The sequence below is a fragment of the Borreliella japonica genome (genome assembly GCF_030438115.2).
Classification (GTDB): domain Bacteria; phylum Spirochaetota; class Spirochaetia; order Borreliales; family Borreliaceae; genus Borreliella; species Borreliella japonica.
The window spans coordinates 1-25656 of the sequence record NZ_CP124060.1; the positions used below are offsets into that span (position 1 = coordinate 1).

Annotated in this window: 18 protein-coding genes and 6 pseudogenes; 11 read left to right on the plus strand and 13 right to left on the minus strand. The window is 24.1% G+C overall.

The window, feature by feature from the left end; genetic code table 11:
• The first annotated feature begins 370 nt into the window (after positions 1 to 370).
• Positions 371 to 544, plus strand: coding sequence for a hypothetical protein (locus QIA21_RS00140; RefSeq protein ID WP_301392628.1), 174 nt, complete (start codon positions 371 to 373; stop codon positions 542 to 544).
• 492 nt (positions 545 to 1036) lie between these two features.
• Here QIA21_RS00140 and thyX read toward each other — a convergent pair whose 3' ends face one another.
• Positions 1037 to 1840, minus strand: a complete 804-nt coding sequence (thyX, locus tag QIA21_RS00145; protein WP_301392629.1) for an FAD-dependent thymidylate synthase — start codon at positions 1838 to 1840, stop codon at positions 1037 to 1039.
• 276 nt (positions 1841 to 2116) lie between these two features.
• Here thyX and QIA21_RS00150 point away from each other — a divergent pair, with 276 nt between their 5' ends.
• Both QIA21_RS00150 and QIA21_RS00155 read left to right on the plus strand, forming a co-directional pair.
• On the plus strand, positions 2117 to 2386 hold the full coding sequence (locus QIA21_RS00150) for a hypothetical protein (protein WP_418905515.1): 270 nt from the start codon (positions 2117 to 2119) through the stop codon (positions 2384 to 2386).
• Positions 2387 to 3022: 636 nt separating this feature from the next.
• Positions 3023 to 6839: pseudogene (locus QIA21_RS00155) on the plus strand (Eco57I restriction-modification methylase domain-containing protein).
• A 678-nt stretch (positions 6840 to 7517) separates the two neighbouring features.
• Here the strand turns inward: QIA21_RS00155 and QIA21_RS07605 are convergent.
• Positions 7518 to 7947: pseudogene (locus QIA21_RS07605) on the minus strand (BB0158 famile outer surface lipoprotein).
• 494 nt (positions 7948 to 8441) lie between these two features.
• Between QIA21_RS07605 and QIA21_RS00170 the strand changes: the two are divergent.
• Positions 8442 to 9322 (plus strand): annotated as a pseudogene (locus tag QIA21_RS00170) (virulence associated lipoprotein).
• A gap of 556 nt (positions 9323 to 9878) precedes the next feature.
• Here the strand turns inward: QIA21_RS00170 and QIA21_RS00175 are convergent.
• The 7 genes and pseudogenes from QIA21_RS00175 to QIA21_RS00205 all read right to left on the minus strand — a co-directional run bounded on the left by QIA21_RS00175 (position 9879) and on the right by QIA21_RS00205 (position 16059).
• Positions 9879 to 10578, minus strand: a pseudogene (locus tag QIA21_RS00175) (zinc ribbon domain-containing protein).
• 563 nt (positions 10579 to 11141) lie between these two features.
• Positions 11142 to 11435 carry a DUF5425 family lipoprotein gene (locus tag QIA21_RS00180; protein ID WP_301392633.1) on the minus strand — a complete coding sequence of 98 codons (294 nt, stop codon included), beginning with the start codon at positions 11433 to 11435 and terminating at the stop codon, positions 11142 to 11144.
• Positions 11436 to 12219: 784 nt separating this feature from the next.
• The gene (locus tag QIA21_RS00185; protein WP_301392634.1) at positions 12220 to 12936 is read right to left on the minus strand and encodes a P12 family lipoprotein; all 717 of its coding nucleotides are present in this window, start codon (positions 12934 to 12936) and stop codon (positions 12220 to 12222) included.
• A 38-nt stretch (positions 12937 to 12974) separates the two neighbouring features.
• Positions 12975 to 13109: a hypothetical protein gene (locus tag QIA21_RS00190; RefSeq protein WP_301392636.1), complete on the minus strand. Its 135-nt coding sequence runs from the start codon at positions 13107 to 13109 to the stop codon at positions 12975 to 12977.
• A 205-nt stretch (positions 13110 to 13314) separates the two neighbouring features.
• Positions 13315 to 14421, minus strand: coding sequence for a plasmid maintenance protein (locus QIA21_RS00195; RefSeq protein WP_301392638.1), 1107 nt, complete (start codon positions 14419 to 14421; stop codon positions 13315 to 13317).
• A 155-nt stretch (positions 14422 to 14576) separates the two neighbouring features.
• Entirely contained in the window at positions 14577 to 14903 is a 327-nt protein-coding gene (locus QIA21_RS00200; protein WP_091973809.1) for a hypothetical protein, read from the minus strand.
• A gap of 151 nt (positions 14904 to 15054) precedes the next feature.
• The gene (locus QIA21_RS00205) at positions 15055 to 16059 is read right to left on the minus strand and encodes a hypothetical protein (RefSeq protein WP_301392640.1); all 1005 of its coding nucleotides are present in this window, start codon (positions 16057 to 16059) and stop codon (positions 15055 to 15057) included.
• Positions 16060 to 16235: 176 nt separating this feature from the next.
• Here QIA21_RS00205 and QIA21_RS00210 point away from each other — a divergent pair, with 176 nt between their 5' ends.
• A complete protein-coding gene (locus QIA21_RS00210; protein WP_301392642.1) occupies positions 16236 to 16814 on the plus strand; it encodes a hypothetical protein in 579 nt (192 codons plus the stop codon).
• A gap of 106 nt (positions 16815 to 16920) precedes the next feature.
• On the opposite strand, the gene QIA21_RS00215 is transcribed toward QIA21_RS00210, so the two are convergent.
• Together QIA21_RS00215 and QIA21_RS00220 are read right to left on the minus strand one after the other, a co-directional pair.
• Entirely contained in the window at positions 16921 to 17604 is a 684-nt protein-coding gene (locus tag QIA21_RS00215; protein ID WP_301392643.1) for a hypothetical protein, read from the minus strand.
• A 1361-nt stretch (positions 17605 to 18965) separates the two neighbouring features.
• On the minus strand, positions 18966 to 19073 hold the full coding sequence (locus QIA21_RS00220; protein ID WP_301392644.1) for a helix-turn-helix domain-containing protein: 108 nt from the start codon (positions 19071 to 19073) through the stop codon (positions 18966 to 18968).
• Between the two features lie 193 nt (positions 19074 to 19266).
• Here QIA21_RS00220 and QIA21_RS00225 point away from each other — a divergent pair.
• A pseudogene (locus tag QIA21_RS00225) lies at positions 19267 to 19371 on the plus strand (IS200/IS605 family transposase); the annotation flags it as partial.
• A gap of 350 nt (positions 19372 to 19721) precedes the next feature.
• Positions 19722 to 20384: a hypothetical protein gene (locus QIA21_RS00230; RefSeq protein WP_301392645.1), complete on the plus strand. Its 663-nt coding sequence runs from the start codon at positions 19722 to 19724 to the stop codon at positions 20382 to 20384.
• A gap of 1409 nt (positions 20385 to 21793) precedes the next feature.
• Here QIA21_RS00230 and QIA21_RS00235 read toward each other — a convergent pair.
• A pseudogene (locus tag QIA21_RS00235) lies at positions 21794 to 21898 on the minus strand (IS200/IS605 family transposase); the annotation flags it as partial.
• 193 nt (positions 21899 to 22091) lie between these two features.
• On the opposite strand from QIA21_RS00235, the gene QIA21_RS00240 reads away from it, so the two are divergent.
• From QIA21_RS00240 to QIA21_RS00255, 4 genes are all read left to right on the plus strand, one after another.
• Positions 22092 to 22274: a helix-turn-helix domain-containing protein gene (locus tag QIA21_RS00240; protein ID WP_363323793.1), complete on the plus strand. Its 183-nt coding sequence runs from the start codon at positions 22092 to 22094 to the stop codon at positions 22272 to 22274.
• A 1211-nt stretch (positions 22275 to 23485) separates the two neighbouring features.
• Positions 23486 to 23797, plus strand: a complete 312-nt coding sequence (locus QIA21_RS00245) for a ParA family protein (RefSeq protein ID WP_301392647.1) — start codon at positions 23486 to 23488, stop codon at positions 23795 to 23797.
• A gap of 14 nt (positions 23798 to 23811) precedes the next feature.
• Positions 23812 to 24225, plus strand: coding sequence for a ParA family protein (locus QIA21_RS00250; RefSeq protein ID WP_418905517.1), 414 nt, complete (start codon positions 23812 to 23814; stop codon positions 24223 to 24225).
• Positions 24216 to 24488: a hypothetical protein gene (locus tag QIA21_RS00255; RefSeq protein ID WP_301392651.1), complete on the plus strand. Its 273-nt coding sequence runs from the start codon at positions 24216 to 24218 to the stop codon at positions 24486 to 24488. Before QIA21_RS00250 ends, QIA21_RS00255 begins: the two co-directional genes overlap by 10 nt.
• A 616-nt stretch (positions 24489 to 25104) precedes the next feature.
• Here QIA21_RS00255 and QIA21_RS00260 read toward each other — a convergent pair.
• Positions 25105 to 25518, minus strand: coding sequence for a hypothetical protein (locus tag QIA21_RS00260; RefSeq protein WP_301392652.1), 414 nt, complete (start codon positions 25516 to 25518; stop codon positions 25105 to 25107).
• Between the last annotated feature and the right edge of the window lie 138 nt (positions 25519 to 25656).

Sequence of the window (25656 nt, forward strand, 5' to 3'; positions counted from 1 at the left end):
TATTAATTTTTAACTAGTATAGATATTTTGACTCCAAACTTTAACCATAAAAATCGAAAACTTAAAAAATTAGGATTTTAGAAGAAAAGTATCAAAAACTAATCTCCTCGAGGGGATTAGTTTTTGCAAGCTAAAAAGGAGGCTTAACAACAATGCACAAATTATTAACACTTATTATTTTGTTATTCTTTTCATGCGGTTTATCTGAACAAAAAAATCAACTAAGCGTATTAAATAAAGAATATCAAAAAAATATAAGCCTCGGAAAGATATTCAATTTTCAAACGAAATCCAAGCCTTTACAAGTAGGGTCAATAGCGATTGATAAATCAATTTATACTATAAGGGAACCCCTTATATCAAAACTATCTTGAAAATAGAAAAACAAGTTGACAGAAAAATTATCCTTAATGAAAAAACCAAAAAACTTCTGGAAATTAAAAAAGAGGATATAGCTAGAATGAAAAATTCAATTCAATACGGAGGAAGTTTCAGGGCTAAAGATATTAGAGAAAATCAAAAACAAAAAAGAAGACAATCCTGATATTTATATCAATAGCGTTAACGAATACAGATACTTACAAATGACTTTCCTTCAAACCGATACTAATTATTTTCATACAACATACATAATAAAAGCGGACGATTTATTAAGAATTATTGATAATTTCTAAAAATTAAATTGAGAATGCCGTTTTTTTTGATTTAAATGCTGTTCGGTAGAAAATAGTACTCCATAGAAAAACCTATCTTTAATCAAAAAAGAAATATAATTTTAAGATATTCAATTTTTATTACTTTAAATGAAAAATTTTGGAGATTTATTACATTCTTTTTTTTAAACCAAACCGATAATATTGCTGTAATAAGCAATATTATCCATTAATAATTCTTATTACAAGAAAATAATCATAATAGAATATAAAAAACCTTCTGGAAACTTGATCTAAAAATTGATAAGTTCAAGCATTTTGACTGTAAATTCAAAATTTTTCTAAATTTTATTCAATAAATGAAAACAATATACACTTAAAAATCAATCAATTCCTAATTTATCTTTCAATAAGTCCAATTTTTTAGCATCCATATTGAGCTTATTTAAATCCAAAGCATTTACAATTGCTATTATCTCTTTACTAGAAAATCTCTTTCCTTTTAAGAAATGATTTTCAAAACTGTTAAAAGAAATGGGGACAATTTCTTTTATTATGTTTATTAATGCTTTAGCATATTCACGCATTTCTTTTGGTGAATTTTCTTTAATTTCTTTTGGAACGTCTAAAGCTAATCGCAATTTAATAAAATGGAAAAGATTATTTAAATCAATTTGCCAATACCATTCGGTATATAAACTCAAAGGCAAAACTATTCTTGCAAGTTCTTTTGAAACATTAGAATTGACCATATCTTGATAAAGCTCATAAGAATGTTTTTGATGATGTTTTATTTTCTCAAATAAACTTTTTTCCAAAGAATTAAACTCTCTTTTAGATTGGCTATTAGTAGAAATTTGGCACTTTAAATCTTCTTCTAAAGGAACATAAAATTCCTCTCTTGCCAAACTGTAGCATCCAGAAACTTCATTAATCCTTGCGGTTCTGTGCCTCATCCATTGCCTTGCAACAAATATTGGAGCTTTAACATGAAATGTAAAAACCACCTGTTCTAGTGGACTTGTGTGTCCATTTCTTATTAAGTAATCAATCAGTTCCTCATCTTTCCTTTTAACGCTGTCTCCACGATAAGAAATCCTAGCGGACTCAACTATTCTCTTATCATCTCCCATGAAATCAACAAGCTTTAAAAACCCATTATCCAAAATTTTGTACTCTTTATTCAAAAATTGATCACTCCTTAAGGCAAATTTATTAACTTTTTCAGAACGAAAGTAATTATATCATAAGAATAACCTTAATGGAAAACTTAACATTGATCTTAGAAAAATAACAAAACATAAAAAAAGTAGAGGCTAATATAATTAGCCTCAAACCTTTTTTCTTTATCCTCTAATCATTTATAAATCTATATAATCAAAACTATTATCTCATATACAAAGAAATGCTCATTACTTTTGCAAAATCTCTTTGCACCTAAGGCCATATAGAAAGAGAACATAATGAATGTTGTACCCTATACTAGGGACATTATGTACAAGATATTTAATGAACATATTACAAAAAATAATTGTCTTTCTATTAATAAGTCTATGAATATAGACTTATTCCAAAAGTATCTCGACAAATTAGAAAAAGAAATAAAAATAATAACTAACCGACATAAAGCGGAAAACAACATATTCCAAGCTCCAAATCTACTGAAATATGTAGCATCTCTAATTATATCGTTAGCAACAACTAAGGAATTCATGCCTTATGCCATACTCTAAGTAGTAATGATTTTTAATAAAAGGAGAGTAGTGCCTATTGATCTTATTGTACCACTTAAAGAGCTTGTAAAAGATAAAAATCTTAGCAAAGTATAACAACTATTGATATAAATAAATATATTGAGAGTGTATCAAAATACACTCCAGTTAGATCTATGATATAAAATCTATGTTTATGTTATAATAGCATTATAATAGAGTAAATAAGGAAAAATTCTCTTATTTACATCAAAATCAAAATCGTCGAACTTTAAATACAATAAAGCCTTTTCAATTTTACCCGTGTTGTTTAGCAAACTATCAATTAAAACATTATTAACCGTGAATTTATCTTAGAATATCCCCCCCCAAATGGTACTACTTTCAACTTTATGGAATATTGATTCATTATGTTGTTAAGAATATATCAAATTTTCTATCTTTATTTAAAGCTATAAAAATTGTAAATTTGGGGTTTTGATATATTTTTAAAATCTAAAAGATGATAATAAATAAATAAAAAATATTTATTTATTTGTGTTATTTTTGTATTAGTAAGTTCTTGCAAAAATTATACAAGTGATAAAGATTTAGAAAGTTCAAAGCAAAATTTAGAAAAACAATAACAATGAATTTCTAGATAGTTTTAGATAATAAATGCAAACTAATGACATTGTAAAAACAAATGATCCAAATATATCTCTTTATAAAGAACTAGCAAAAGACCTTATAAAAAAGAAAATGTTAATAAGCTAAAAACCTTTTTTATTTTTGTAAAAAATAAACTTTCTTCAATAGATGATAATTCAACAGAAGCAAATATAGAATATTTGCTAAAATCTATATTTGAAGAACTAAATTATTCAGTGGAACAACAAAAAGGTGGGCAAATAGAAGGAGTGAAGTCTAGAGTAGATATACTACTTTTTGAAAATGATAAAAACAAGGTTGATTTTAATAAAAAATTAAAAGAAGCTAAAAAAAATAATGAACCTATTCCAACCGAAGATATCTTACTTATAGCAGAAGTTAAACGTCCATCATTTAATTTTGATAACAAAGACAACGTAAAAGAAGCAGAAGATCAGCTATATAGATATCTAAATCAATATCAAAAACATTATGGAATACTTTCAAATGGAGAGGCATGGAGATTATATGACAAATCAAAAGTACTTTATGGAGAAAAAAGATATATTGAATTTAATTTTTCTAAAATTGAAGAAAAAGAAGAATACAAAGAACAAGAATGGTTTGTTTTATTCAGTTACCTTATAAGAAAAGAAAGATACTTAAAAAGAAGTAATGTAATAGAAGTTGAAAAAGAACAAATAGCTAAAGAAAAAGAAATAATTCAAAAAACTCTAAGGGAGATACTTTATGAGAAACCTGACGACTCTATAGTATTTAAAATTGCAAAAAATATATATGACAAAGAATTTAAAATATCAAACAAAGAAATTACTCAACATATTTTGGCTAGCATACTTGAAGAATCAATTATTTTTATTTTAAGAATATTTTTTATTGCATACATTGAAGATAACGACATATTTAAGAAAATATTAGAAGAAAACAAACTATATAGATCTTCTATATCTTTTAGATATTTTTTTTATGATGAAAATACAAAAAAAAAATTAGGATATAAAAAAATAATAACAATTTTCAATTTACTTGATAAAGGAAGTGATGCAATAAAATTTCCTGTATTTAACGGGGGATTATTTGCAGAAGATAAGGTTAAATATTTAAATAATGAAAATTTACTAAGTATTAGTGAACTTGAAGAAATACTGGTTAAAATACTTTTCTTTGAAGAAAAAAATATTAAAGATGAAAAATTTGTAAAATATTCAAAGCTAGATCCTAAAAGTTTTGGAGAATTATATGAAACTTTACTTGAATATGACCTAAGAATTGCAGATACTACTGTTCATCGCATTTTTGAAGACGGAGTTTATCTAATTCGCACTGAAGAAGAGCTTAAAAACAAAAAAGTGAACAAAGTTGCCACATATCTTAAAAATAACATTTATCTTACATCTAGATCCCTTGATAGAAAAAAAAGTGGAGCATATTATACTCCAGATGATTTAACTGATTTTATGGTTACATCATCAATTGAAGAACAACTTAAAACCAAGTCTCCTTTAGACATAAAAATCATTGACAATTCTTGTGGATCAGGTCATTTTTTAATTTCTTGTCTAGATTACTTAACAGAAAAAGTATGGTATCAGCTAGATAAATTTAAAGATGTAAAAAAAGAGCTTGATAAAGAATATAGAGCTATCCTCAAAGAAAGTGAAGAATATGATGTTCGGGATAGTATAAGTAAAGAATTGGTACTTAAAAGGATGCTACTAAAGAAGTGTATTTATGGGGTTGATATTAATCCTATTTCGGTTGAAATTACTATGCTAAGTTTATGGATTAACACCTTTATTTTTGGAACACCACTAAGCTTTATTGAGCATCATATAAAAGTAGGAAATGCCCTGCTAGGATATACTAAAGATGAATTTTTTGATATTACAAAAAAGAAATTTGAAAGTGGATTTTCGTTATTTAAAAAAAGAATTAAAGAAATTACAACTATTTTAGAAAATAGCTATCAAAAATTAAAGGTATTAACGATAATACTAAAGAAAATATAGAAAAATCTAAAAAGATATACCAGGAATATGAGAAAAGTGAAAATACAGATAATTTAAGAATAATATTTTCTTTAATTAAACTTTATTCATTATCTTTTGATAAATCTTTAAATATAGAATTTAGTGACATTGCAGGCGTAATTAGTTTAATTGAAAATATCTTGAGCAATAAAACTTTTGGTGAAGATAAAGAAAAAATAGAGAAAATTAGAAAATTAAGTAGCTACTATAAATTTTTCCACTATGGAATTGAGTTTCCAGATATTCAGGAAGGATTTGATATTGTAATTGGAAATCCTCCGTGGGAAAAAACCAAGTTTGATGAATCTGAATTTTTCTCAAAACACATTCCTAGCTACAGAAAATTAAACATAAAAGAACAAAATAAAATAAAGCAAGAAATACTTAGCAAAGATAATCACCCTTTAAATATTGAATACAATAAAGAAAAAAATAGTATAACTATTATTAACAATATTTATAAATTTAATTTTAAAGACTTTACTAGTGGTGGAGATCCAAATCTTTTCAGATACTTTACTTCATTCAATTTAAAATTAATAAAACTGGGGGGCAATTTAACTTATCTAACCCCTTCTAGTCTTTGGAGCGAATCTAGTTCTAGAGCGCTAAGAAAACATATTTTTAATAACTACAAGCTTAACTATATTTATCAATTTGAAAATAAAAAAAGATTTCATGATGTAGATTCTCGTTTTAAATTTGCAATATTTCAACTAAGTAATAATAAAACTCCCACATCAAACTTTAAAGCAAAATTCATGATTCAGAGTGGTGATAATATTTTAAAAGAAATAACTAGGGATTTAAAAGACATCAAAGAAAATCCTTATAAAGGGATTGAATTAAATATAGAACAAATTAAAAAGCTATCTCCTATTCAAGAATCAATAATAGAATTTAAAGACAATAAAGAATTTAGCTTAATTAACAAAATGTTTAGTCAATTTAATATTCTTAGTGAGGAATATATTGATTTTGGAGTAGGGTTAAATTTAACAAAGTATAAAGCATTGTATAAGGAATATAATAATAAAAATTTTATATTTCTTTATCAGGGTGCAAATATTCATCAGTTTAATTCAAGATTTTTTGAAGATAAAGGTGCAAAAGAAATTTCCAAATTACTATGGATAGATAAAGAAGACTTAGAAAAAGTATTAACTGAAGATAATCAATATCAAACTGAAAGAATACTGTATAGAAGAATTGCAAGAAATACAGATCAAAGAACCATGATTAGCACATTGTCTCCTAAAAATTGTCATTGTGTTTCTACAACATATATAAATTATGAGAAAATACCAATATCACTATATAAAAAATTATTTATTATATCCATTTTTAATTCATTTACATTTGACTATTTAATAAGAAGATTTGCTTTAAGTACCGATATTGTAAAATCATGTCTATATCAATGCCCAATGCCTCAACCCGAAGAAAAAGATATTTTAGCTAATCCACTATATTTAACTTTAGTAGAAAACACTTCCTTACTAATAGCCAAAAATGATCCTTTAAATTTCTCCAATTTACTCTACTTGAAACATTTTGAGTTTAGCAAAGAAAAGGCTAATAAAATGCTAAAATTAGATGCTCAAGATGAATTTTTTAAAGAAAAAGAAAATGAAAACAATTTTATTGTAGCTAGTCTTTATTCATTAACCAAAGAAGATTTTGGAGTTTTACTTAATGACTTTAAGGTATTAAAAAATAAAAAAGGAGAAGACTATATTTCGTCTTTAATAAAAGGATACGAGAATTATTTAAGAACAAATAAACTTAACTAAGCTAACAATTCAAGTTAAGTTTATTATTTTAAAAATATTGTTATAAAATGGTGAAAAAGTTACTTTTAGCAAAGTGATTTTTAAAGAAAGCAATAGAGAAACTAAAGAACTTTTACAAATTAAAGAAAATAATGTTTATAGCTATAAAAATATAGCTATGCATCATAATGGATTTTAAAACTAAAGATATTAAAAATAAAGAGTTTGCAGTCTACATAAAGAGTATATATTAGTAATATTTTGTAATTCTTTTTTACGTTAATTAACTAGAAACGTATTTTTAAAAAAAGCATCTGTCTTATAACATGTTTTAGTAATATCTTCTTGATTTATTTATATTAAAAAATTAATTAAGTATTATTTCGGATCAAATACATCAAAGCTCCACATTTTATAGCTTTAGAAAAAAAGCTATCCCTTTCTTTTCATAATTTTCAAAAATCCTTTAATTTCTTTTAAATAACTTTTTAATCTTTCTAAATCATCCCAATACCACTAACTTCTATAGTATTTTTACTAATTATTCTATTACTATCTTCTATTTTGCTTCTTACGGTGCTTCTAGCATCCTATAAAAAAGAAATCAATTTGTTAAAAATGTCATTGGGTTATTTATCATTCATCAATAGAAAGCTTCAATTTCTCGTTTGATAAATTTGGATACTTGCAAATATTAGCTTAATAAGTATCAATAAATAGCCTTGGATTTAATGCAATTTCATATATTTTATCTTTATTAGTTTGTCTATCTTTTATAGTAAGACATGCAAACATATAGCTATATTCATCATTCTTATAAAGAAGTTTAAAGGAATTTGTTAAGTCATCACTAAAAACCCCAAAATTATATGAATTAATGTAACCAACCGGGCTCTTTACTTCCCAGTATTTTATAGTTATTATCATTAATATGATAAGTATAGCTAAACTATCATGAAATTTTAAATCGAATGGGTGAAAAAATATAAGAATACCTAAGTCCTTCAAAATCTTTAATTAAATTATTATATCTGTCTTTTATGACTCTTGAATTACCAGATTTTGCCCATGTAACATAACCTGCAAAAAGTCCCCAATAAACTTCTCCCTCTTTTATTTCAATCAACATAGATTCTTTATCAATAGAAGGAATATTTTTCTTATCTTCTTTAATATCTTTTTCATTATCCTTTTCAATTAGTTCAAAACCCGAAATTCCAGTTTCGACATTTTTTTAAAAGACTCTGGTACTAAAAAACAAGAATAAAAACATGATATAAAGAAAAATATATTTAAAATGCTTATACTTTTTTTCATAAAATTATTTTCACTGTAAGTAATTTTTAAAGCCCTACTCCATTAATTTGATATTAAAAATTCATAAAATATTTTTTCATTGTACCATAAAAATAGTTTGCCTAGTTCATTTTAATAGTTTTAAAATGAAAAATATTGTAAAACCTACCTCTAGCAATGAAAATATTTTTATGATTATTCCAATAATTCAATATTTAGTACAGTAAAATATTGTACTAAATATTGAATTGTACTAAATATTGAATTATATTAAATATTGAATTATATTAGATTTTAAATTTTAGATTTTAAATAAGGAGAATATTTATGAAATATAATATAATTGCAAGCATGTTTGTTTTTCTATTTTTAAATGCTTGCAATCCAGATTTTAACACCAATCACAAGGATATGAAATACAAATCTAGTAAAAAAAGAATAAAATCCAATAACAAGGGATTAAAATCTAAAAAAGAAGAAAACTCAAATCAAAAAATAGATCCCAACCAAGAAGCAAACTTAAACCAAGAAGTAAGCTCAAATCAAGAAGTAAGCTCAAATCAAGAAGTAAGCTCAAATCAAGAAGAAAATCCAAATAAACGAATAAAAAACTCGCTAATTGATGATTTAAGAAATTTAATAGAAAAAGCTAACGAGGATAGAAAAAATATGTAAAAAAATTGGAAGAAGAACCTTCGAACCAATATGGAATATCGGCTTTCAGCAATTTGTTTTGGGCAGCAGAACCAAAAGAAAGTATATCCGCTGATACCGAGAGATCTAAAGAATGTAGAAAATGGACTTACGCCACCTTAAATGATATTGATATTAATGAATTAAAGAAACTTTCAGAAATTATATCCTTGGCAAGCCAAACAGAAGGCCTATTTAATATATTTAAAATATTTGGAAACACTCTAGACGAATTGACAGTTTACCTATATTCCAAAAAAGATACTCTGGAAGAACTAGACATTTCAGATTTAGAAAAGCTTAAAAATTCATTTGAAAAATTATTATCTACAAAAACAATAGTCTCAAAAATGTTAAACCAACTTTTATTAGATTATCAAAATAATGAAAATCTAATAAAAACAGATACCACTAAGCTTGAATCTTATGCAACCACAATTTTAAATCAAATTCTAGAAAAAAGTAAAGAAGCAAATAACCTAAAAAGTGACATATTTTCAATATATAATCTTTAAGTTACCTATTAAAATTGTCATAACTGTAAAAGCCTATCTTTTATTACGATAGGCTTAACGTTTTAACTAAAGATTGCAAAATAATTTTTCACCTATAATTTAAATAAACTTTTAAGCAAAGACAAGTCTGTCAAATTGATTTATTGGTATTTCAATAATAAATACCAAATAGATAAATATTTTTTCTTATAAACCTTATAAATACTGCATAGATACTGTTTTTAAACCATTGATAAATTTAGAAAGTTGAATATTGAAAATAAATTCTAGTAATAAGTAAAATGCTTTTTTATACTCTTTTATTTAGTGATAGTAGTTAGCAATAGATTAATATTATTAATGGTATATAATTTTATCTTAACATCTATCCCATTAATAATTGGCGGTTACAAATAAAAATGGAAATTATATAACATATTAAAAATTATATTATGAACTACTATTAGAAAATCAGAGATTATAGAAATAGCTTATTGATTTGTTTCTCACGATAGCCTTTTAGATTCTTTAAGAACGTATCAGGTTATCTAATAAAACATAATCTACAAATTTTGCTTTAGACAGTTCTTGAATTAGTTTTTATTTCTTTGCTAATAGTCCCTAAAGTTTAGAGCTACATTTATATCTCTGCAAAACAAAATGTTATAACTGCTACAAGTTCACCGATATCACTTAATTTTAAAGTTATATTTTTAATAGAGCAATTGTTACATGGTTCAGTTAATAGAAAATATCTATCTACTTTATGCAAAGAGAATCCATATCATTCTGATTAATACAATACTTGTCTTACAAACTCATACCATCTCGAATCATTAATACTTTTTTCAAACATACTTTTTTGCATACCTTTAATTGACAATTTTTCTATTACTATATTTTTATAATTAACTATAAAATAGTAAGTATTTATGCAAAAAAGTATTTTCTTTGATTTAAAATTTTCTTATGTAGTTTAGCAACCCTTAATTTATGTATACAGAACTTTACAAATCCTATTTTAGATGGATTTGAATAATCATTTTATATTCTTATTGGGCTTTATTGATTATCAGTTCCAAAAGTTTGCCTGTTTTTATTACTTTTATATTTGGAAAATCCTTGCTCTCTATTTCCCTTTTTAACTTCTATAAAGATTATTATCACTTAAAATTTTTTTTATACAAAATGTTACACATTCAAATACTTTTGAAAAATATTTTTTTTTGGTTGGTATCAGAATATATTCTATACTTATAAGCTATATTATTACTTATAGTCCTATTATTTTATACCACTTGTATTTAGTACATATGTCATATAAGCTAACTTTCAATAATCATCACATACATTCTATTAGTTGTTAATAGTAGTTACTAAATATAAACATAAATACTGAGCTTAAATTTTATATTTATCGAATAATACTTAATATATGTTCTTTATGAAAAAGAACCCTTAATGAATTCAACCATGATAAAGATCATATTTATTACTGAAATTTACTTTCAATATTCAACTTTCTAAATTTATCAATAATTTAAAAACAATATCTTTAAGGCTTATAAGGAAAAATACTTCACTTATTTAGGTAAGCATTACGATAAATCTTACTTCTAGTCTAGAAGCTATTGTCTCCTCCTTACTGGAGGAGCTTTATTGATAACATAAAAAAATAGTATATTCGAAATAAAAATAAACCTATTTATTAACAAAGAACTCTCTAACTAAATTTCTAAGAAATTTAGTTAGAGAGTTCTTTGTTAATCTTTGTTAAAAGTTTTTACAATTAGACTGTAAACGAACCATTCTTCCGCTTTCTTTTTTTTGACAAAATTAATCATTTTGTCATGCAATATGAATGGGTTTTACTATGGGAATTTGAAACATTAGATACTCTAGAATGATAAGAATTACCTCTGTTATTATTTACATCTAATTTAATTTGAGAATTTTCAACTACATAATCTTTTTTACTTATACATTTAAGATCAAAATCATCCTTATGATTCTCTTCTAAATTGAAAATATCATCCATTTTGCTTTGATCGTTGTTTCCCAGCAAATCACAACCTAATACTAAAAAGAAGGTTGATATTATAGATAATAATGAAATAATAAATTTTTTACTCATAAATCAATTCTCCTAGATTTTAACAATCAAAAGTTAACTTAAAAAAACCACAAAGCAATATAAGAAAACACAATTAAATAGTTAAGCAGCAAGCTTTATTGTAGGTAAATACGTCTAATTTTATCTTTTTATGTTCAAAATTAGTCCATATTTATATTTAATCTTAATCACTTTAACGATATAAATTATATTATAAATTAATAATTTTTTAAATATCTTATTATTTTGTAGCTAATTATAAAAATATAGTAATAGAAAAATTGTCAATTAAAGGTATGCAAAAAAGTATGTTTGAAAAAAGTATTAATGATTCGAGATGGTATGAGTTTGTAAAACAATTATTGTATTAATAAGAATAATATGGATTCTCTTTGCATAAAGTAGATAGATATTTTCTATTAACTGAACCATTTAACAATTGCTCTATTAAAAATATAACTTTAAAATTAAGTGATATCGGTGAACTTGTAGCAGTTACAACATTTTGTTTTGCAGAGATATAAATGTAGCTCTAAACTTTAGGGACTATTAGCAAAGAAATAAAAACTAATTCAAGAACTGTCTAAAGCAAAATTTGTAGATTATGTTTTATTAGATAACCTGATACGTTCTTAAAGAATCTAAAAGGCTATCGTGAGAAACAAATCAATAAGCTATTTCTATAATCTTTGATTTTCTAATAGTAGTTCACATAGAATTATAAAAAGTTTTCCTTTAGCAGAGTACTTTAATTTCGAATATTAGTTCTTATAAAATATTTTTTTATTTTCTTATCTCTTAAAATTTACTCTAGAATAGATCTTGCTTCTTGAATAAGTTTTTCTATCTCTTTCTTTCTTCCTATTGCTTCACTTATCTTAGAGGAAGAAGTTTCTAACTGATCTAAAGCATTCTTAACTTTATTTTGTGCCTCTTTTGCCAAATTATTTCTCTTTGGATAAAGCTTTATAGATTTGTTTTTTAATCTCTCAATAATAGCTTTTTTTAAAGCTTCTTGTGCTTGCTCAAAAAAGCATTTTGCAAATATTCTTTCGTCAATTCCAATCTCTAATTTATTCCTAAGCTCATCAACATCAGCCCTCTTCTCGTTTAGCTGATTGATTAGTTGAATTAGTTTATGTCTTTCAATCTTATTTGATCTTATATTCTGTCTTAAATAACCACTCCAACTATTCGTTCGTCCATTTTTAATTTTTGAACCTACTTTATTTTTAAGTGCAATATAAACATCGTAAAAACTAGATTCTAATTGGTCATATTCATTTTTAAGTTTATACCCATCATCAACCAATTTAGAAAATTCATTACCTATAAACATGTTCTTCACATTATTAATTGCTTTCTCTGCTTCTTTTTCTTCATCGGTACTTGGAACTAAATATTCCTCTTTTATTTCTGTTTCTTCTTGGGAATAATATGTAGGTTTTAAGACCATCTTATTTTTTATATTAACAGGCTCTATGGAAACGGCCTGAATTATTTGCTTTGTTTTTTCTTTCACATTTTGTTCAACAACTTCTCTATTTTTTTGAGCTTTCTCTATAAATTCTGAATCCTTCTTTTTTCTAAAAACTTTTTTATTTCTTTATTTACCAATTCATTAGGATTATTCATATGACATGATAGTACATTTATCAATATTAAAGTGTATATTGATAAAACATTTCTTTTCATATTTTCTCCTGCTAGAATATTTATAAACCTACAGCTGACAAAAAAATATATTGCTATTTTTCATAAAATACTAATCAAAAGTCTCTTTTTAGTATAGAAAAATCTTTTATTTTGTTATTAATAAATTACTATTAATTTTCTATTTAGTTATTAAGTAAGTCATATCTATTACTTAAAATTATCAGGATTAATTAAAAACGGCTTTCTAATTGATTTTAATTTCGCTTATTCTTTTAAGACCTCTGTGATTGGAGAAAAAAACATTTATTCTTTTTTTATAACTAATAATATTTTTTTTGTCATTTATTTGTTTATTACAATGGTTTTCTTCCAATATTTTATTTAGGAACTTTTTTTTAAATCTTGTTTCCCAAATTTCATCAAAGTCATTTATTTTATTTGTTTTTGCGTTCATCATCCATATTTTTTTACTGTATTTGTTTTCAAACTCTTTTATAAAATGATTTGAAATATCTTCAATTTTGTATTCTTTTTCATATTTTTCTATTGCTAACTTTAAGTTTCTTAATGCATTTATATAGGTTTTTTCATTGTTGCTTATTTTTAGTATTTTTGCTATTTGAAGTTTCTTTATTTTATGGACTTTCACAAGTTTGTTTGCAATATATTCTTTATAGGAAATTTTGTTTATTTTTTTATTTCTTTCTTTTATAGAATTCTTTATCTTATATATATCTTTTATACCTTTAGGTATAACATCTGCAATTGATTCATCTGCAATTGAGCTTTTAGGTTTTGATTTTTTAATATTATTCTTGTTTATATCATTGTCAATTTCTTTAGAAAAATCAGATACTATTTTTTTGTCTTTCAAATACTCTTTGATTTCTTCATTTATTGCTTCTTGAATAACTATAAAACGGTGTTTCCAAAGATTTTTATTTTGTATGTAAAATGCAAAGCTGCCTTTGTCTTTGCCTAAATGCTTTAGTTTAGTGTTTATTAATAATACTTGATTTAAAAATGCTATATCATATTCTAAGGTTCTAATTGATGTTTTTTGATTGTCTTTTGCAAGACATTTGTTAACTATGTTGTATATTTCTATTGTGGAATATGTTCTAAGTTTGTTAGATTTATAGTATTCTTTGTTTTTAAGTTCAATTGCCCAACATACTTTGAGTATTCTTTGATATATGGCTCTTTTTTTAGTTAAATATGATTTTAGTCTTGATTGCTTTAATTCTATTAAATTAGAATTTGTGTTTTTTTGGTTGTGCTTTATAAGTTCTTCTAATGTTGCAAGATTATTAAAATTTTTGTTGACATTATTTCTTATTTTTATTATCATTGTAACATCCTGGCTTCTGAAGTGAAATTTGTTGTAGTTTCAGAAGCTTTTCCAATTATTTGGTTTGCGCTCTAAATCTTTATTGTGTTACAAACAAAATAATTAGCTTTTTACCACATTTTATAGCAATGTTTTTAAAATGTCAATATTATAGATTATAAAATATGACCTATGTGTTTAGAAGCAATTTGTATTTCATGTTTTGTAGATTTTCGGTTCATTATTTTTTTTGCTTGCTCAATCCTTAGTTGAATTGTTTCTTTCATGCTATTTGTTATAGGTTTAGGTCTTCTAAAGTCCATTAAAAAATATGTACAAAAATCTTCTAAAAGGTAAGGACGGTTGTCCACATGGATTGCGCATTTTAAAATTTTTGATTTTTTAGATATAGTATTTTTGCTAATTGAAAGATTATAAGAATCTTCTAATATATTTTGGAATTCTTTTAAAGAATAAAGTCTTACACCGTTAATACTTAACATAAGTACCCCATTAATTTTATTTTATTACATATTGTGTGTTAGTTTCAAGGAGTTAGGTTATATGTTGAATACTTTTGATAGAATATATTTGTTAAAAGTTATTAAATGATATAGTTGGGGATGATTATAATAATTTATTTTACCAAAAAATTTACAATAAAATAATGTTTTTAAGAAATGAGTTTATACTTGGAGCTTGGTTTAAGTATTTTTTTTCTATTTTATCCTCTAGCAAAGCAATATCAATCCTGATGAAGCTATTTTCTTGTATAATATTGATGTCATTTAAGATAAAGTCTAAGTTATTTGAGTTTAAATTTTTAGTCAAAAAGTTTGTTTTTTTTAAGAATATTAATCTTATCTTCCCTCCTAAGCCGTTCTCATTTTCAATAAAAGATCTTAACGTTTTTAGAATTTTTTGTTTATTGTTGATAGTTTTTATTTGGTTTGAATTTGTTAAAATTAATTCTTCGTAGATTTTTGTGCTTAGATTTAGTAGTATTCTATTTGCTGTTTCAATGTTTATATTTAAATTTTCATTAGTTTTTATATCGGTGTTATTGACAACTTTAATGTTTGAATAGCTGATTTTTGTCAAAGAAGGAAGTTCAATGGTCTTATTGATGCCTTTTAGAAATAGATTGACTTTCTGGCTGTTTGCCTTGTTTTTAAAAAGATAAGTGTTATTATTTTTTATAATAGGAGTAAATGCATTTTCTATGTTTTCTTTTCTATAAATAGAACCAAGTATTTTAAGTCCGATTAGGTAGATTTTATCTTTATTACTAGCTTTTAAATTAATTGTATAAACTTTGACTACCATCATATCGTAAACTATTTTGAGCTTTTCTTCACTTACATAGTTAATATAAAATTCAAGGTTTTCTTTTAGAATGTCTGTTGGTAATTTGTGAAATTCATTTGACCTTAATTTTAAATTAATAATTCCACCTTTAAATGTTTTGAGCTTTATATTTTCTTTTGAGTTTGTTTGAATAATTTTTTCAAAGTTAAGTTCAAATTTAAAAGCTATGGGGTTGATAATGAATATTTTTTTGTTTTTTACAAAGTAAGTACTAATGATTGACCTTGGGTCAGTATACACGATTTCTCCTATAGATGCACTTTGAAATTCATATAAATTGGGATTAGACATAATCTAATCTTTTAAATTGGTTTTTGTGAGAACAACACCTAATAATAATAGTTTTTTAATTTTAATTCAAGCTGTAAAATTAGAATGTTTTTATTTGAATTGACTATATTATTTAATTTTCTGATTTTGAGAAATTTTTTTAAAATAAATATAAGATAAACTAAAGGGAGATTTTAATGAATGCAAAATTTATTGTAAAGTATTTTATTTTGGTATTTTTTTTAATTTCTTGTCAAACTTATCAAATAGCTTATGATAGGTTTTCTCAAGTATTAGATTCCCAGTATGACATTGGGGTAAATTATTCTAGAGATGGAATATTTAGATCTGTAATTTCTATTAAATATGATAAGTTGAAAAATAAAAGAGAATATTTTATTTTGGTTAGAGTTGAGACTAGAAATTCTAGTCAGATAAAGCTTGAAAAGATAATCACAGATACTAGGTTTGAGTCCAAAGGAGAATTGGTTTCAGAGAATAGCGAACGTGTTGTTTATTATAACGATTTTTATGATTCATATTTTCCTTATGATTATACAACAGTGATTACTGAAAAAAATATTAAGGTAGAGATTTATAAATTTGTTATTCCAGAAAGCGAATTTATAAAATTTGCCGCTTTAGGTAATGATAATATAGCGGCATTTAGAATTTATGCGTTTAGGAATGATGTTGTTGTAAATTTTAGTAAGATTCCTTTTAAAAAATTTTTGGACGATTTCAATTTAAAAGTTAAAGAACTTGATGCGAGTTGATTTGAGTTTGAATAATTTTAAATGACCATTTGCTAGGAAGGATATTAATTTGCAGTGATATCAACTTTAAAATTGTTTTTATCTATCTATCTATCTATCTATTGTGTCAATCTTTTGAAAGATTGATGAATTCTAGTATAGCTTTTTCGTTTCTCAGTAAGAATAAACCTTCTCTTATTCCATTATGGAACTCTTCAAAGGAAATTAAAATTGTTTTTAAATTTTTGTCTTTATTATCTATATTGTCATGGTAAAAGATAAAGTAAGGTCTTCCGGTATTATCTTTAAAGCCAAGAAAATTTACGAATATTGCGGTTTCTTGAAAATCTGTTTTTAAATTATATGAGAGACCATTTTTGTATAAAAAAATTCCATTGCCTTCAAGATTTTTAATTTCTGAATTATTAATTGTATTTTTGATTTTGGTAAAACTTTCAATTGCTTTTAAAATGTATTTTATTGATGAAAATTTGGCATAATATATGTGGTTATTAATTTGAAATTCTAAAAAGATTCCACATTCATTTCCAGCTCTAATTACATCTTGCTCATTTTTAATAGAAGATGTAATTTTTTTGTCAATAACGAGATTGATTTTGAATGTGGAAATATGGTTTAAGGTCTTTACATTGTCGATTGCTAAATTTTCTGTTAGATAGACTTTGTAATTAATAAATATTCCTTTTATATTTTTAATTTTAGTTTGTTTAAATTCATAGTTTGCGATTTGAGAATATGCTGTTAAATTTTGAATCAAAAACACTAAGAATATAAAAGTTTTTCTTTTCATTATATAACTTATTATATGATAACAGTCTTGAGTAATTTTAGTAAACTGTTTTTATATATTAAGTCTAAAATTTATAAAAATTTTAGCTATATAATTGTTTTTTGTAGATTTCCTGATAAAAATTTCTTTCGGTATTTTGTAGAGATTGCGTCAGATATTGAAGTTATTAGCTAAGATAAGTTAAAAGTTTTTGTGCTAAATTACCCAGTAAGAGTTTTATGTCAAGTAGTTTAATTTATTTTTGGTTTTCTCTATGCGAACTACTATTTCTAAATCAAAGATTATAGAAATTAATTATTGAATTATCTCATGACATTCTTTTAGATTTTTTAATAACGTTGATTCACCAAAACATAATCTGCAAACTTTGCTTTAGGCAGCTCTTGATTTGGTATTTATATCTTTACAACATAAAATGTTACAACTGATGTAAGTCCGCCCAGCATCAGTTAATTTTAAAGTTATATTTTTAATAGAGCAATTGTTACATAGTTTAGTTAATGGAAGATGTCTATTTACTTTATGCAAAGAGAATCTATGTTATCCTGATTAATACGATGATTGTCTTACAAACTCACCCCATCCCAAATCATTAATGTGTTTTTCAAACATTCTTTTTTTGCATACCTTTAATTGACAATTTTTCTATTACTATTATTTTATAATTAGCTACAAAATAATAAGATTTTTATGTAAAAAGTATTTTCTTTGATTTATAATTTTATTATATAGCTTGGCAACCCTTAATATAGATTAAGCTCTATTAGTAGAACCTTTTTGTTTTTTTGATAATTTTCTTTAGTATTCCTTAAGCTTATTTCAATCTTTTAGTAAATATTTAGAATGATTAGTTTCCTTATCTTCACTACTTACTGAAAAATGCCTCATGCCCGTATCAATACCAACTATTTCTTTTTTATTGTCTTTATCTGCTGTTTTATTGTTATTTTTAGTATTTAATAACTCAACTCTACCAAATGTAATATTATTAGTATCTTTTTTTGCTTCTACAGTTTTAATAAGTTAATTGATTATAGCACTTTCTATGTAAAAATAATTTTACAAATCTTATTTTTAGGTAGCTTTACACAATTATCTTCTATTCTTATTGAGCTTTAATAAGAATCAGTTCCAAAAGTTTATCTATTTTTCTTACTTTTTATATTTAGGAAATCCTTACTTTTCATTTCCTTTTTTAATTTATTTAAAAAATTAATATACACAGAGTCTAAGTCAATCCATGTACTTCAAAAAGCTAAACCATCAACCTTCTCTAAAAATAGAAATTCATTCCTTAGACTTACTTGTATTAATATTAAAATTTTGTTTATTTTTATTCATAATATAATCTTGCTTATAACTTAATATCTTGTTGTACAAGATATTACACATCCAAATACTTTTGAAAGATATTTTTTTTGATAGGTGTTAGCATATATTCTATTCTTATAAGCTATATTATTACTCATACATTCTGTTATTTTATTCAGTACATATGTCACATAAGCTAACTTTTAATAATCATTCCGTATATTCTATTAATTATTGGCAATAATTAATAGATGTAGGCATAAATGCATGCATAAACACTGAGCTTTTATTTTTTCTTTATCAAATAATGTTAATATATGTTATTTATAGAAAAGAACCCTTAATCAATTCAATCATGATAAAGATCATATTTATTTATTACTAGAATTTAATTTCAATATTAAACTTTCTAAATTTATCAATAATCTAAGAACAGTAGATTTTAGACTTATGTGAAAAAATATTCCACTTATTTAGATAAGTATTGCTGTAAACTTTATTTTTAGTCTGGAGTTTATTGTCTTATCCTTACTGGGAGAGTCTATATTGATATCATCAACAAGTATATTCAAAGTCAAAATAAATCTACTTATTAATAAAAAGTCCTAAGAAATTTCTCTCTTAAGGACTTTTTATAAATGGTTAAAGGTTAAAGATAAGTTAAAATTTACAACAATTTAGAAAAAAAACAAAATTACAAACATTTTTTTGTTTGTAATGTATATTAATTGATATTAATTATTAATTAATATATCATATTATATTGTAATGTAATCAATTATAATAATATATATTAAAGGATCAAAATGCAAAAAGAAATAACAAAAAACTATAATGAATATACAATTGGAGGTATAAAAGGCACTTTCTTTGGAAACTCTCAATATGAAGCTAATTATCGAGCAAAAATAAATGGCTTTATAATCGACTTTTTCAAAATTCCCACAAGTTTAAAGAAAAAATATGAACTTAATATTAAAGCCCTTAGTGATCCTAATTCTTCATCCACAAATATTGCAATGAATTGTATAAATACTTTCAAACTTATAGTTGACATTGTTAATATGCAATCCGGAGAAAATTACGATTACGAGACATTTATTACGAAAACAGAAACAAAAAAAATGCTTGTTTACAGCACAAAAATAATTGCCGCACTAGCAAGACACTTCGACGAACAAAGCGGAACCAACTTCAATGAAAGCTACTATGAATGGGAAAAAGGCTGGATAGATAAAAAATGGATAGATTATGAACCAACTGAATCAGAAATTAAAGAGATTCAAACGATAAATCAAAAATTAAACCCTTTAAAGATTAAATATGAAGAAAAAACCCCCAATAAAGGACAAATAAAGCTTTTAAAAGCCATCAGTAAAATTGAAAGCCAATCACAACAACAGATCACTAAATCCAAAAGCACAACTAAAAAATTAAAAGGAAATCTTCGAAAAGAATCTAATATTTAACATTTTGCTTAAAAATATAAATATTATTTATTATTGTTAAATAATATTTACAAAATTAAAAAAATAAAATATTATATATATAAGGTAGAAATACGATCTACCAACAGTCCCCAACACCCCTATTAATCCTCTCCAAATAAGATTAGGGGTAGGGACTTCTTTTTTTGCTAAAAACACTCAGTGTCTAAACCAATAAGTTTATAGCAAATATAAAAAATGAAAATTTAAAAAGCATAAATTAACTAAAAAATTTGATTCTTATTAAGTGATGTGACCTAGCATTTCTAAATAAAAGATTATAGAAATGGCTTATTAATTATCTCATGACATTCTTTTAGATTTTTTAATAACGTTGATTCACCAAAACATAATCTGCAAACTTTGCTTCAGGCAGCTCTTGATTTGGTATTTATATCTTTACAACATAAAATGTTACAACTGATGTAAGTCCGCCTAGCATCAGTTAATTTTAAAGTTATATTTTTAATAGAGCAATTGTTACATAGTTTAGTTAATGGAAGATGTCTATTTACTTTATGCAAAGAGAATCTATGTTATCCTGATTAATACGATAATTGTCTTACAAACTCACCCCATCCCAAATCATTAATGTGTTTTTCAAACATTCTTTTTTTGCATACCTTTAATTGACAATTTTTCTATTACTATTATTTTATAATTAGCTACAAAATAATAAGATTTTTATGTAAAAAGTATTTTCTTTGATTTATAATTTTATTATGTAGCTTGGCAACCCTTAATATAGATTAAGCTCTATTAGTAGAACCTTTTTGTTTTTTTGATAATTTTCTTTAGTATTCCTTAAGCTTATTTCAATCTTTTAGTAAATATTTAGAATGATTAGTTTCCTTATCTTCACTACTTACTAAAAAATGCTTCGTGCCTTTATCAAGGTAAAATCATCTTCTATTCTTATTAGGTTTTTTGATTAGTGTTAGGATATATTCCATATTTATGCTCTATTAGCATTCATTATTTTTTTTAAATTATTAAATTATATTTTAATTTACTTTACAAATTCATCTCCACCTATAATTTCATAGAAATTATAGGTGGAGATGAATTTGTAATTATTTGACAAAAAAAGAAAACCCCTTATTTTTAAGGGGTTCATTTAAAAGAATGTATGGTATGAAGTAAATATTGATAATAAATTCTTTTAATTTTAAAAAAGGAGAATATTTAATACTCAATTATTATCTCAATAATTGAGTATTACCATATTTTTGAAATTTTTTTTATCAAAAAATAACACATAGACTTATTTTGACCTTGAATATACTTGTTGATGATATCAATATAGACTCTCCCAGTAAGGATAAGACAATAAACTCCAGACTAAAAATAAAGTTTACAGCAATACTTATCTAAATAAGTGGAATATTTTTTCACATAAGTCTAAAATCTACTGTTCTTAGATTATTGATAAATTTAGAAAGTTTAATATTGAAATTAAATTCTAGTAATAAATAAATATGATCTTTATCATGATTGAATTGATTAAGGGTTCTTTTCTATAAATAACATATATTAACATTATTTGATAAAGAAAAAATAAAAGCTCAGTGTTTATGCATGCATTTATGCCTACATCTATTAATTATTGCCAATAATTAATAGAATATACGGAATGATTATTAAAAGTTAGCTTATGTGACATATGTACTGAATAAAATAACAGAATGTATGAGTAATAATATAGCTTATAAGAATAGAATATATGCTAACACCTATCAAAAAAAAATATCTTTCAAAAGTATTTGGATGTGTAATATCTTGTACAACAAGATATTAAGTTATAAGCAAGATTATATTATGAATAAAAATAAACAAAATTTTAATATTAATACAAGTAAGTCTAAGGAATGAATTTCTATTTTTAGAGAAGGTTGATGGTTTAGCTTTTTGAAGTACATGGATTGACTTAGACTCTGTGTATATTAATTTTTTAAATAAATTAAAAAAGGAAATGAAAAGTAAGGATTTCCTAAATATAAAAAGTAAGAAAAATAGATAAACTTTTGGAACTGATTCTTATTAAAGCTCAATAAGAATAGAAGATAATTGTGTAAAGCTACCTAAAAATAAGATTTGTAAAATTATTTTTACATAGAAAGTGCTATAATCAATTAACTTATTAAAACTGTAGAAGCAAAAAAAGATACTAATAATATTACATTTGGTAGAGTTGAGTTATTAAATACTAAAAATAACAATAAAACAGCAGATAAAGACAATAAAAAAGAAATAGTTGGTATTGATACGGGCATGAGGCATTTTTTAGTAAGTAGTGAAGATAAGGAAACTAATCATTCTAAATATTTACTAAAAGATTGAAATAAGCTTAAGGAATACTAAAGAAAATTATCAAAAAAACAAAAAGGTTCTACTAATAGAGCTTAATCTATATTAAGGGTTGCCAAGCTACATAATAAAATTATAAATCAAAGAAAATACTTTTTACATAAAAATCTTATTATTTTGTAGCTAATTATAAAATAATAGTAATAGAAAAATTGTCAATTAAAGGTATGCAAAAAAAGAATGTTTGAAAAACACATTAATGATTTGGGATGGGGTGAGTTTGTAAGACAATCATCGTATTAATCAGGATAACATAGATTCTCTTTGCATAAAGTAAATAGACATCTTCCATTAACTAAACTATGTAACAATTGCTCTATTAAAAATATAACTTTAAAATTAACTGATGCTAGGCGGACTTACATCAGTTGTAACATTTTATGTTGTAAAGATATAAATACCAAATCAAGAGCTGCCTGAAGCAAAGTTTGCAGATTATGTTTTGGTGAATCAACGTTATTAAAAAATCTAAAAGAATGTCATGAGATAATTAATAAGCCATTTAAAATAATTAATAAATGATATAAAATAATTAATAAATGATATAAAATAATTAATAAATGATATAAAATAATTAATAAATGATATAAAATAATTAATAAATGATATAAAATAATTAATAAATGATATAAAATAATTAATAAATGATATAAAATAATTAATAAATGATATAAAATAATTAATAAATGATATAAAATAATTAAAAGGAAGTTTTCATGAAAAAAATAGCATTTCATATTCAAAAAGGTGGTGTTGGTAAAACTACCTTAAGTGGTAATGTTGCAAGCTATTTGTCTAAAACAAAAAAAGTTGTATTGGTTGATTGTGATATACAGCAAGGAAGTTCTTCTACATGGTTTCTTAATCATGAAATTCTTAGGTTAGATATTAAAGATACTTTTTTAAAGAGGATAGATATAGATCAAGCATTGAAACAAATACAAAAAAATTTTATATTTTGCCATGTGTTCCAAGCGGAACTTTTAGAAGAGATGTGCAACATAAATTGCAGGATTTTCCATACTTGATAGATGATTTTTGTGTGGAATTAGAAAAATTGGGATTTGAATTTGCGATTTTCGATTTGTCTCCCAGTTTTGAGCTTTGGGAGCGAAGAATTATTCTTGCAATGTGTGAAGTTGTTACCCCATTGACTCCAGAGTTTTTAAGTCTTGAAGGAATTAATATTTTTAAGGAAGAGTTTGATTCTTTGTTAAAATCTTATAGAAAAAAGGTTAAACACGAGAAGATTATTTGCAATATGCTCAATAGAAGTTTTAAAAGACACAATTTACACTTAAAACAATTTAAAACCTTTGGATATGATCTTTATGAGATTGGACAAGATGCTAAAATAGCAGAATCTCAGCTGTATAAAAAGTCGGTTTTTGATTACTATCCCGAGAGTAAATCTATCTTGGAACTTTCAAGATTGGGGGAAGCTTTATGCCTATAAGTAAAGAGGTTGATTTAGAAGAAATTATTAAACAAAATGTTAGTAAATCTAAATTTGCTTTTAGTGTTGACAATGATGTTATTGGTAACAATATCTCAAATATTAAGCTTGGTAGATCGAAAATGAAGATCAAACAAATAAGCGTGGGATTGAAATATGAATACTGGATTGAATTTTATTCTATTTTAGATAAAAAGGGATTAACAGCATCCGGCTTTATAAGAACTTTAATTATGGAATATATAGAAACTTCTAAGAAATAATAAATTTAATTATGAACAACAAGTTTTATATATTTATAATAATATTTATAGCTTTAATTATAATTAAAGCTATAAATATTATTATAAATATATAAAACTTGTTGTTCATAATTAATAGATAGAAAATTAATTTCAACATTTCTGTTAATAAGAAAAAAATAGCAAAACATTTTTTACAAAATCTGATTAATCTTGTAAAAGATGTTTTGAGTTGCATTCGAAAATACACTATACACATAGTTAAACATGAATAAACTATTAATGCGGTCATAAAAATATTAATTCCCCTTTAATTTCTGATAAATTTCAGTCTATCTCAATTTTGCAAAAATTCCATTTTTATTTAGCAATAATTTTGCATTATTTGCGTACATTGAATAAATTACATATTATAACGGCAATATTTAAGAGTGTTTTTTAATATCGCTTTGTCCACGTTATTTTTTGAAAAGTTTCCACCCAAAAAATTTACCCCTTTTCTCTTTTTTATTTTTTCTGCTTAGTTTGTCACATTTAATCGGTGTTCTTTTTTCTCTAGGTTTTGCATTAAAAATAACAAGTATGTTCTCTATATAATCTTTATTCAATGTTTTAAATAAACCATATTGATCCAGATCTAAGACATAGTTAGGATTTTTTTTTTTAAAATTTTAAAATAATAGGCCTTACTAGGCAATATTATTGGATTTTTATATATTTTTATTGCAAACTCTTCAAATGTTATAGCATTTTTAACCAATTCTAATAGATTATACTTGGGGAAATATTTGTTAGGATCGTAGCTTTCTAAAAAACTTGATATTTTAAAATATTTTAAAATTTGTTCTTTGGGATATAAATTAATACTTTTTTTTCCATATTTTTTAAAAGCTTCTATATTTTGTGATGGTTTATAGGGAATAATTTTTCCTTGTTTTTCTAATCTAAGCAGTTTTATATAAATAGTATTATTTTTTTTTATGATTTTGTTTTGCATGATTTGTATTTCTTTTATAGTGAAATACTCTTGATTTTTATCATCAATAAACATTGTTGAATTCCTTTATATCTTATTGTATTTACTTTACATAAGTAAGTCAACGTGTTAAATCTAGACACCAGTATCACTAAATAATAGTATACTGATGTCTAGATTTAATTTTTATTAAATACTAAGAAATTATAATTA

What these genes read in the sequence shown, in the direction of transcription:
- QIA21_RS00240 (WP_363323793.1), top strand. Translation starts at nt 22,092, where the DNA reads ATGAGTAATAATATAGCTTATAAGAATAGAATATATGCTAACACCTAT.
- QIA21_RS00220 (WP_301392644.1), bottom strand. Translation starts at nt 19,073, where the DNA reads ATGAGTAATAATATAGCTTATAAGAATAGAATATATGCTAACACCTAT.
- QIA21_RS00245 (WP_301392647.1), top strand. Translation starts at nt 23,486, where the DNA reads ATGAAAAAAATAGCATTTCATATTCAAAAAGGTGGTGTTGGTAAAACT.
- QIA21_RS00190 (WP_301392636.1), bottom strand. Translation starts at nt 13,109, where the DNA reads ATGAAAAGAAATGTTTTATCAATATACACTTTAATATTGATAAATGTA.
- QIA21_RS00200 (WP_091973809.1), bottom strand. Translation starts at nt 14,903, where the DNA reads ATGTTAAGTATTAACGGTGTAAGACTTTATTCTTTAAAAGAATTCCAA.
- QIA21_RS00150 (WP_418905515.1), top strand. Translation starts at nt 2,117, where the DNA reads ATGAATGTTGTACCCTATACTAGGGACATTATGTACAAGATATTTAAT.
- QIA21_RS00195 (WP_301392638.1), bottom strand. Translation starts at nt 14,421, where the DNA reads ATGATAATAAAAATAAGAAATAATGTCAACAAAAATTTTAATAATCTT.
- QIA21_RS00230 (WP_301392645.1), top strand. Translation starts at nt 19,722, where the DNA reads ATGCAAAAAGAAATAACAAAAAACTATAATGAATATACAATTGGAGGT.
- QIA21_RS00180 (WP_301392633.1), bottom strand. Translation starts at nt 11,435, where the DNA reads ATGAGTAAAAAATTTATTATTTCATTATTATCTATAATATCAACCTTC.
- QIA21_RS00260 (WP_301392652.1), bottom strand. Translation starts at nt 25,518, where the DNA reads ATGTTTATTGATGATAAAAATCAAGAGTATTTCACTATAAAAGAAATA.
- QIA21_RS00215 (WP_301392643.1), bottom strand. Translation starts at nt 17,604, where the DNA reads ATGAAAAGAAAAACTTTTATATTCTTAGTGTTTTTGATTCAAAATTTA.
- QIA21_RS00210 (WP_301392642.1), top strand. Translation starts at nt 16,236, where the DNA reads ATGAATGCAAAATTTATTGTAAAGTATTTTATTTTGGTATTTTTTTTA.
- QIA21_RS00255 (WP_301392651.1), top strand. Translation starts at nt 24,216, where the DNA reads ATGCCTATAAGTAAAGAGGTTGATTTAGAAGAAATTATTAAACAAAAT.
- QIA21_RS00205 (WP_301392640.1), bottom strand. Translation starts at nt 16,059, where the DNA reads ATGTCTAATCCCAATTTATATGAATTTCAAAGTGCATCTATAGGAGAA.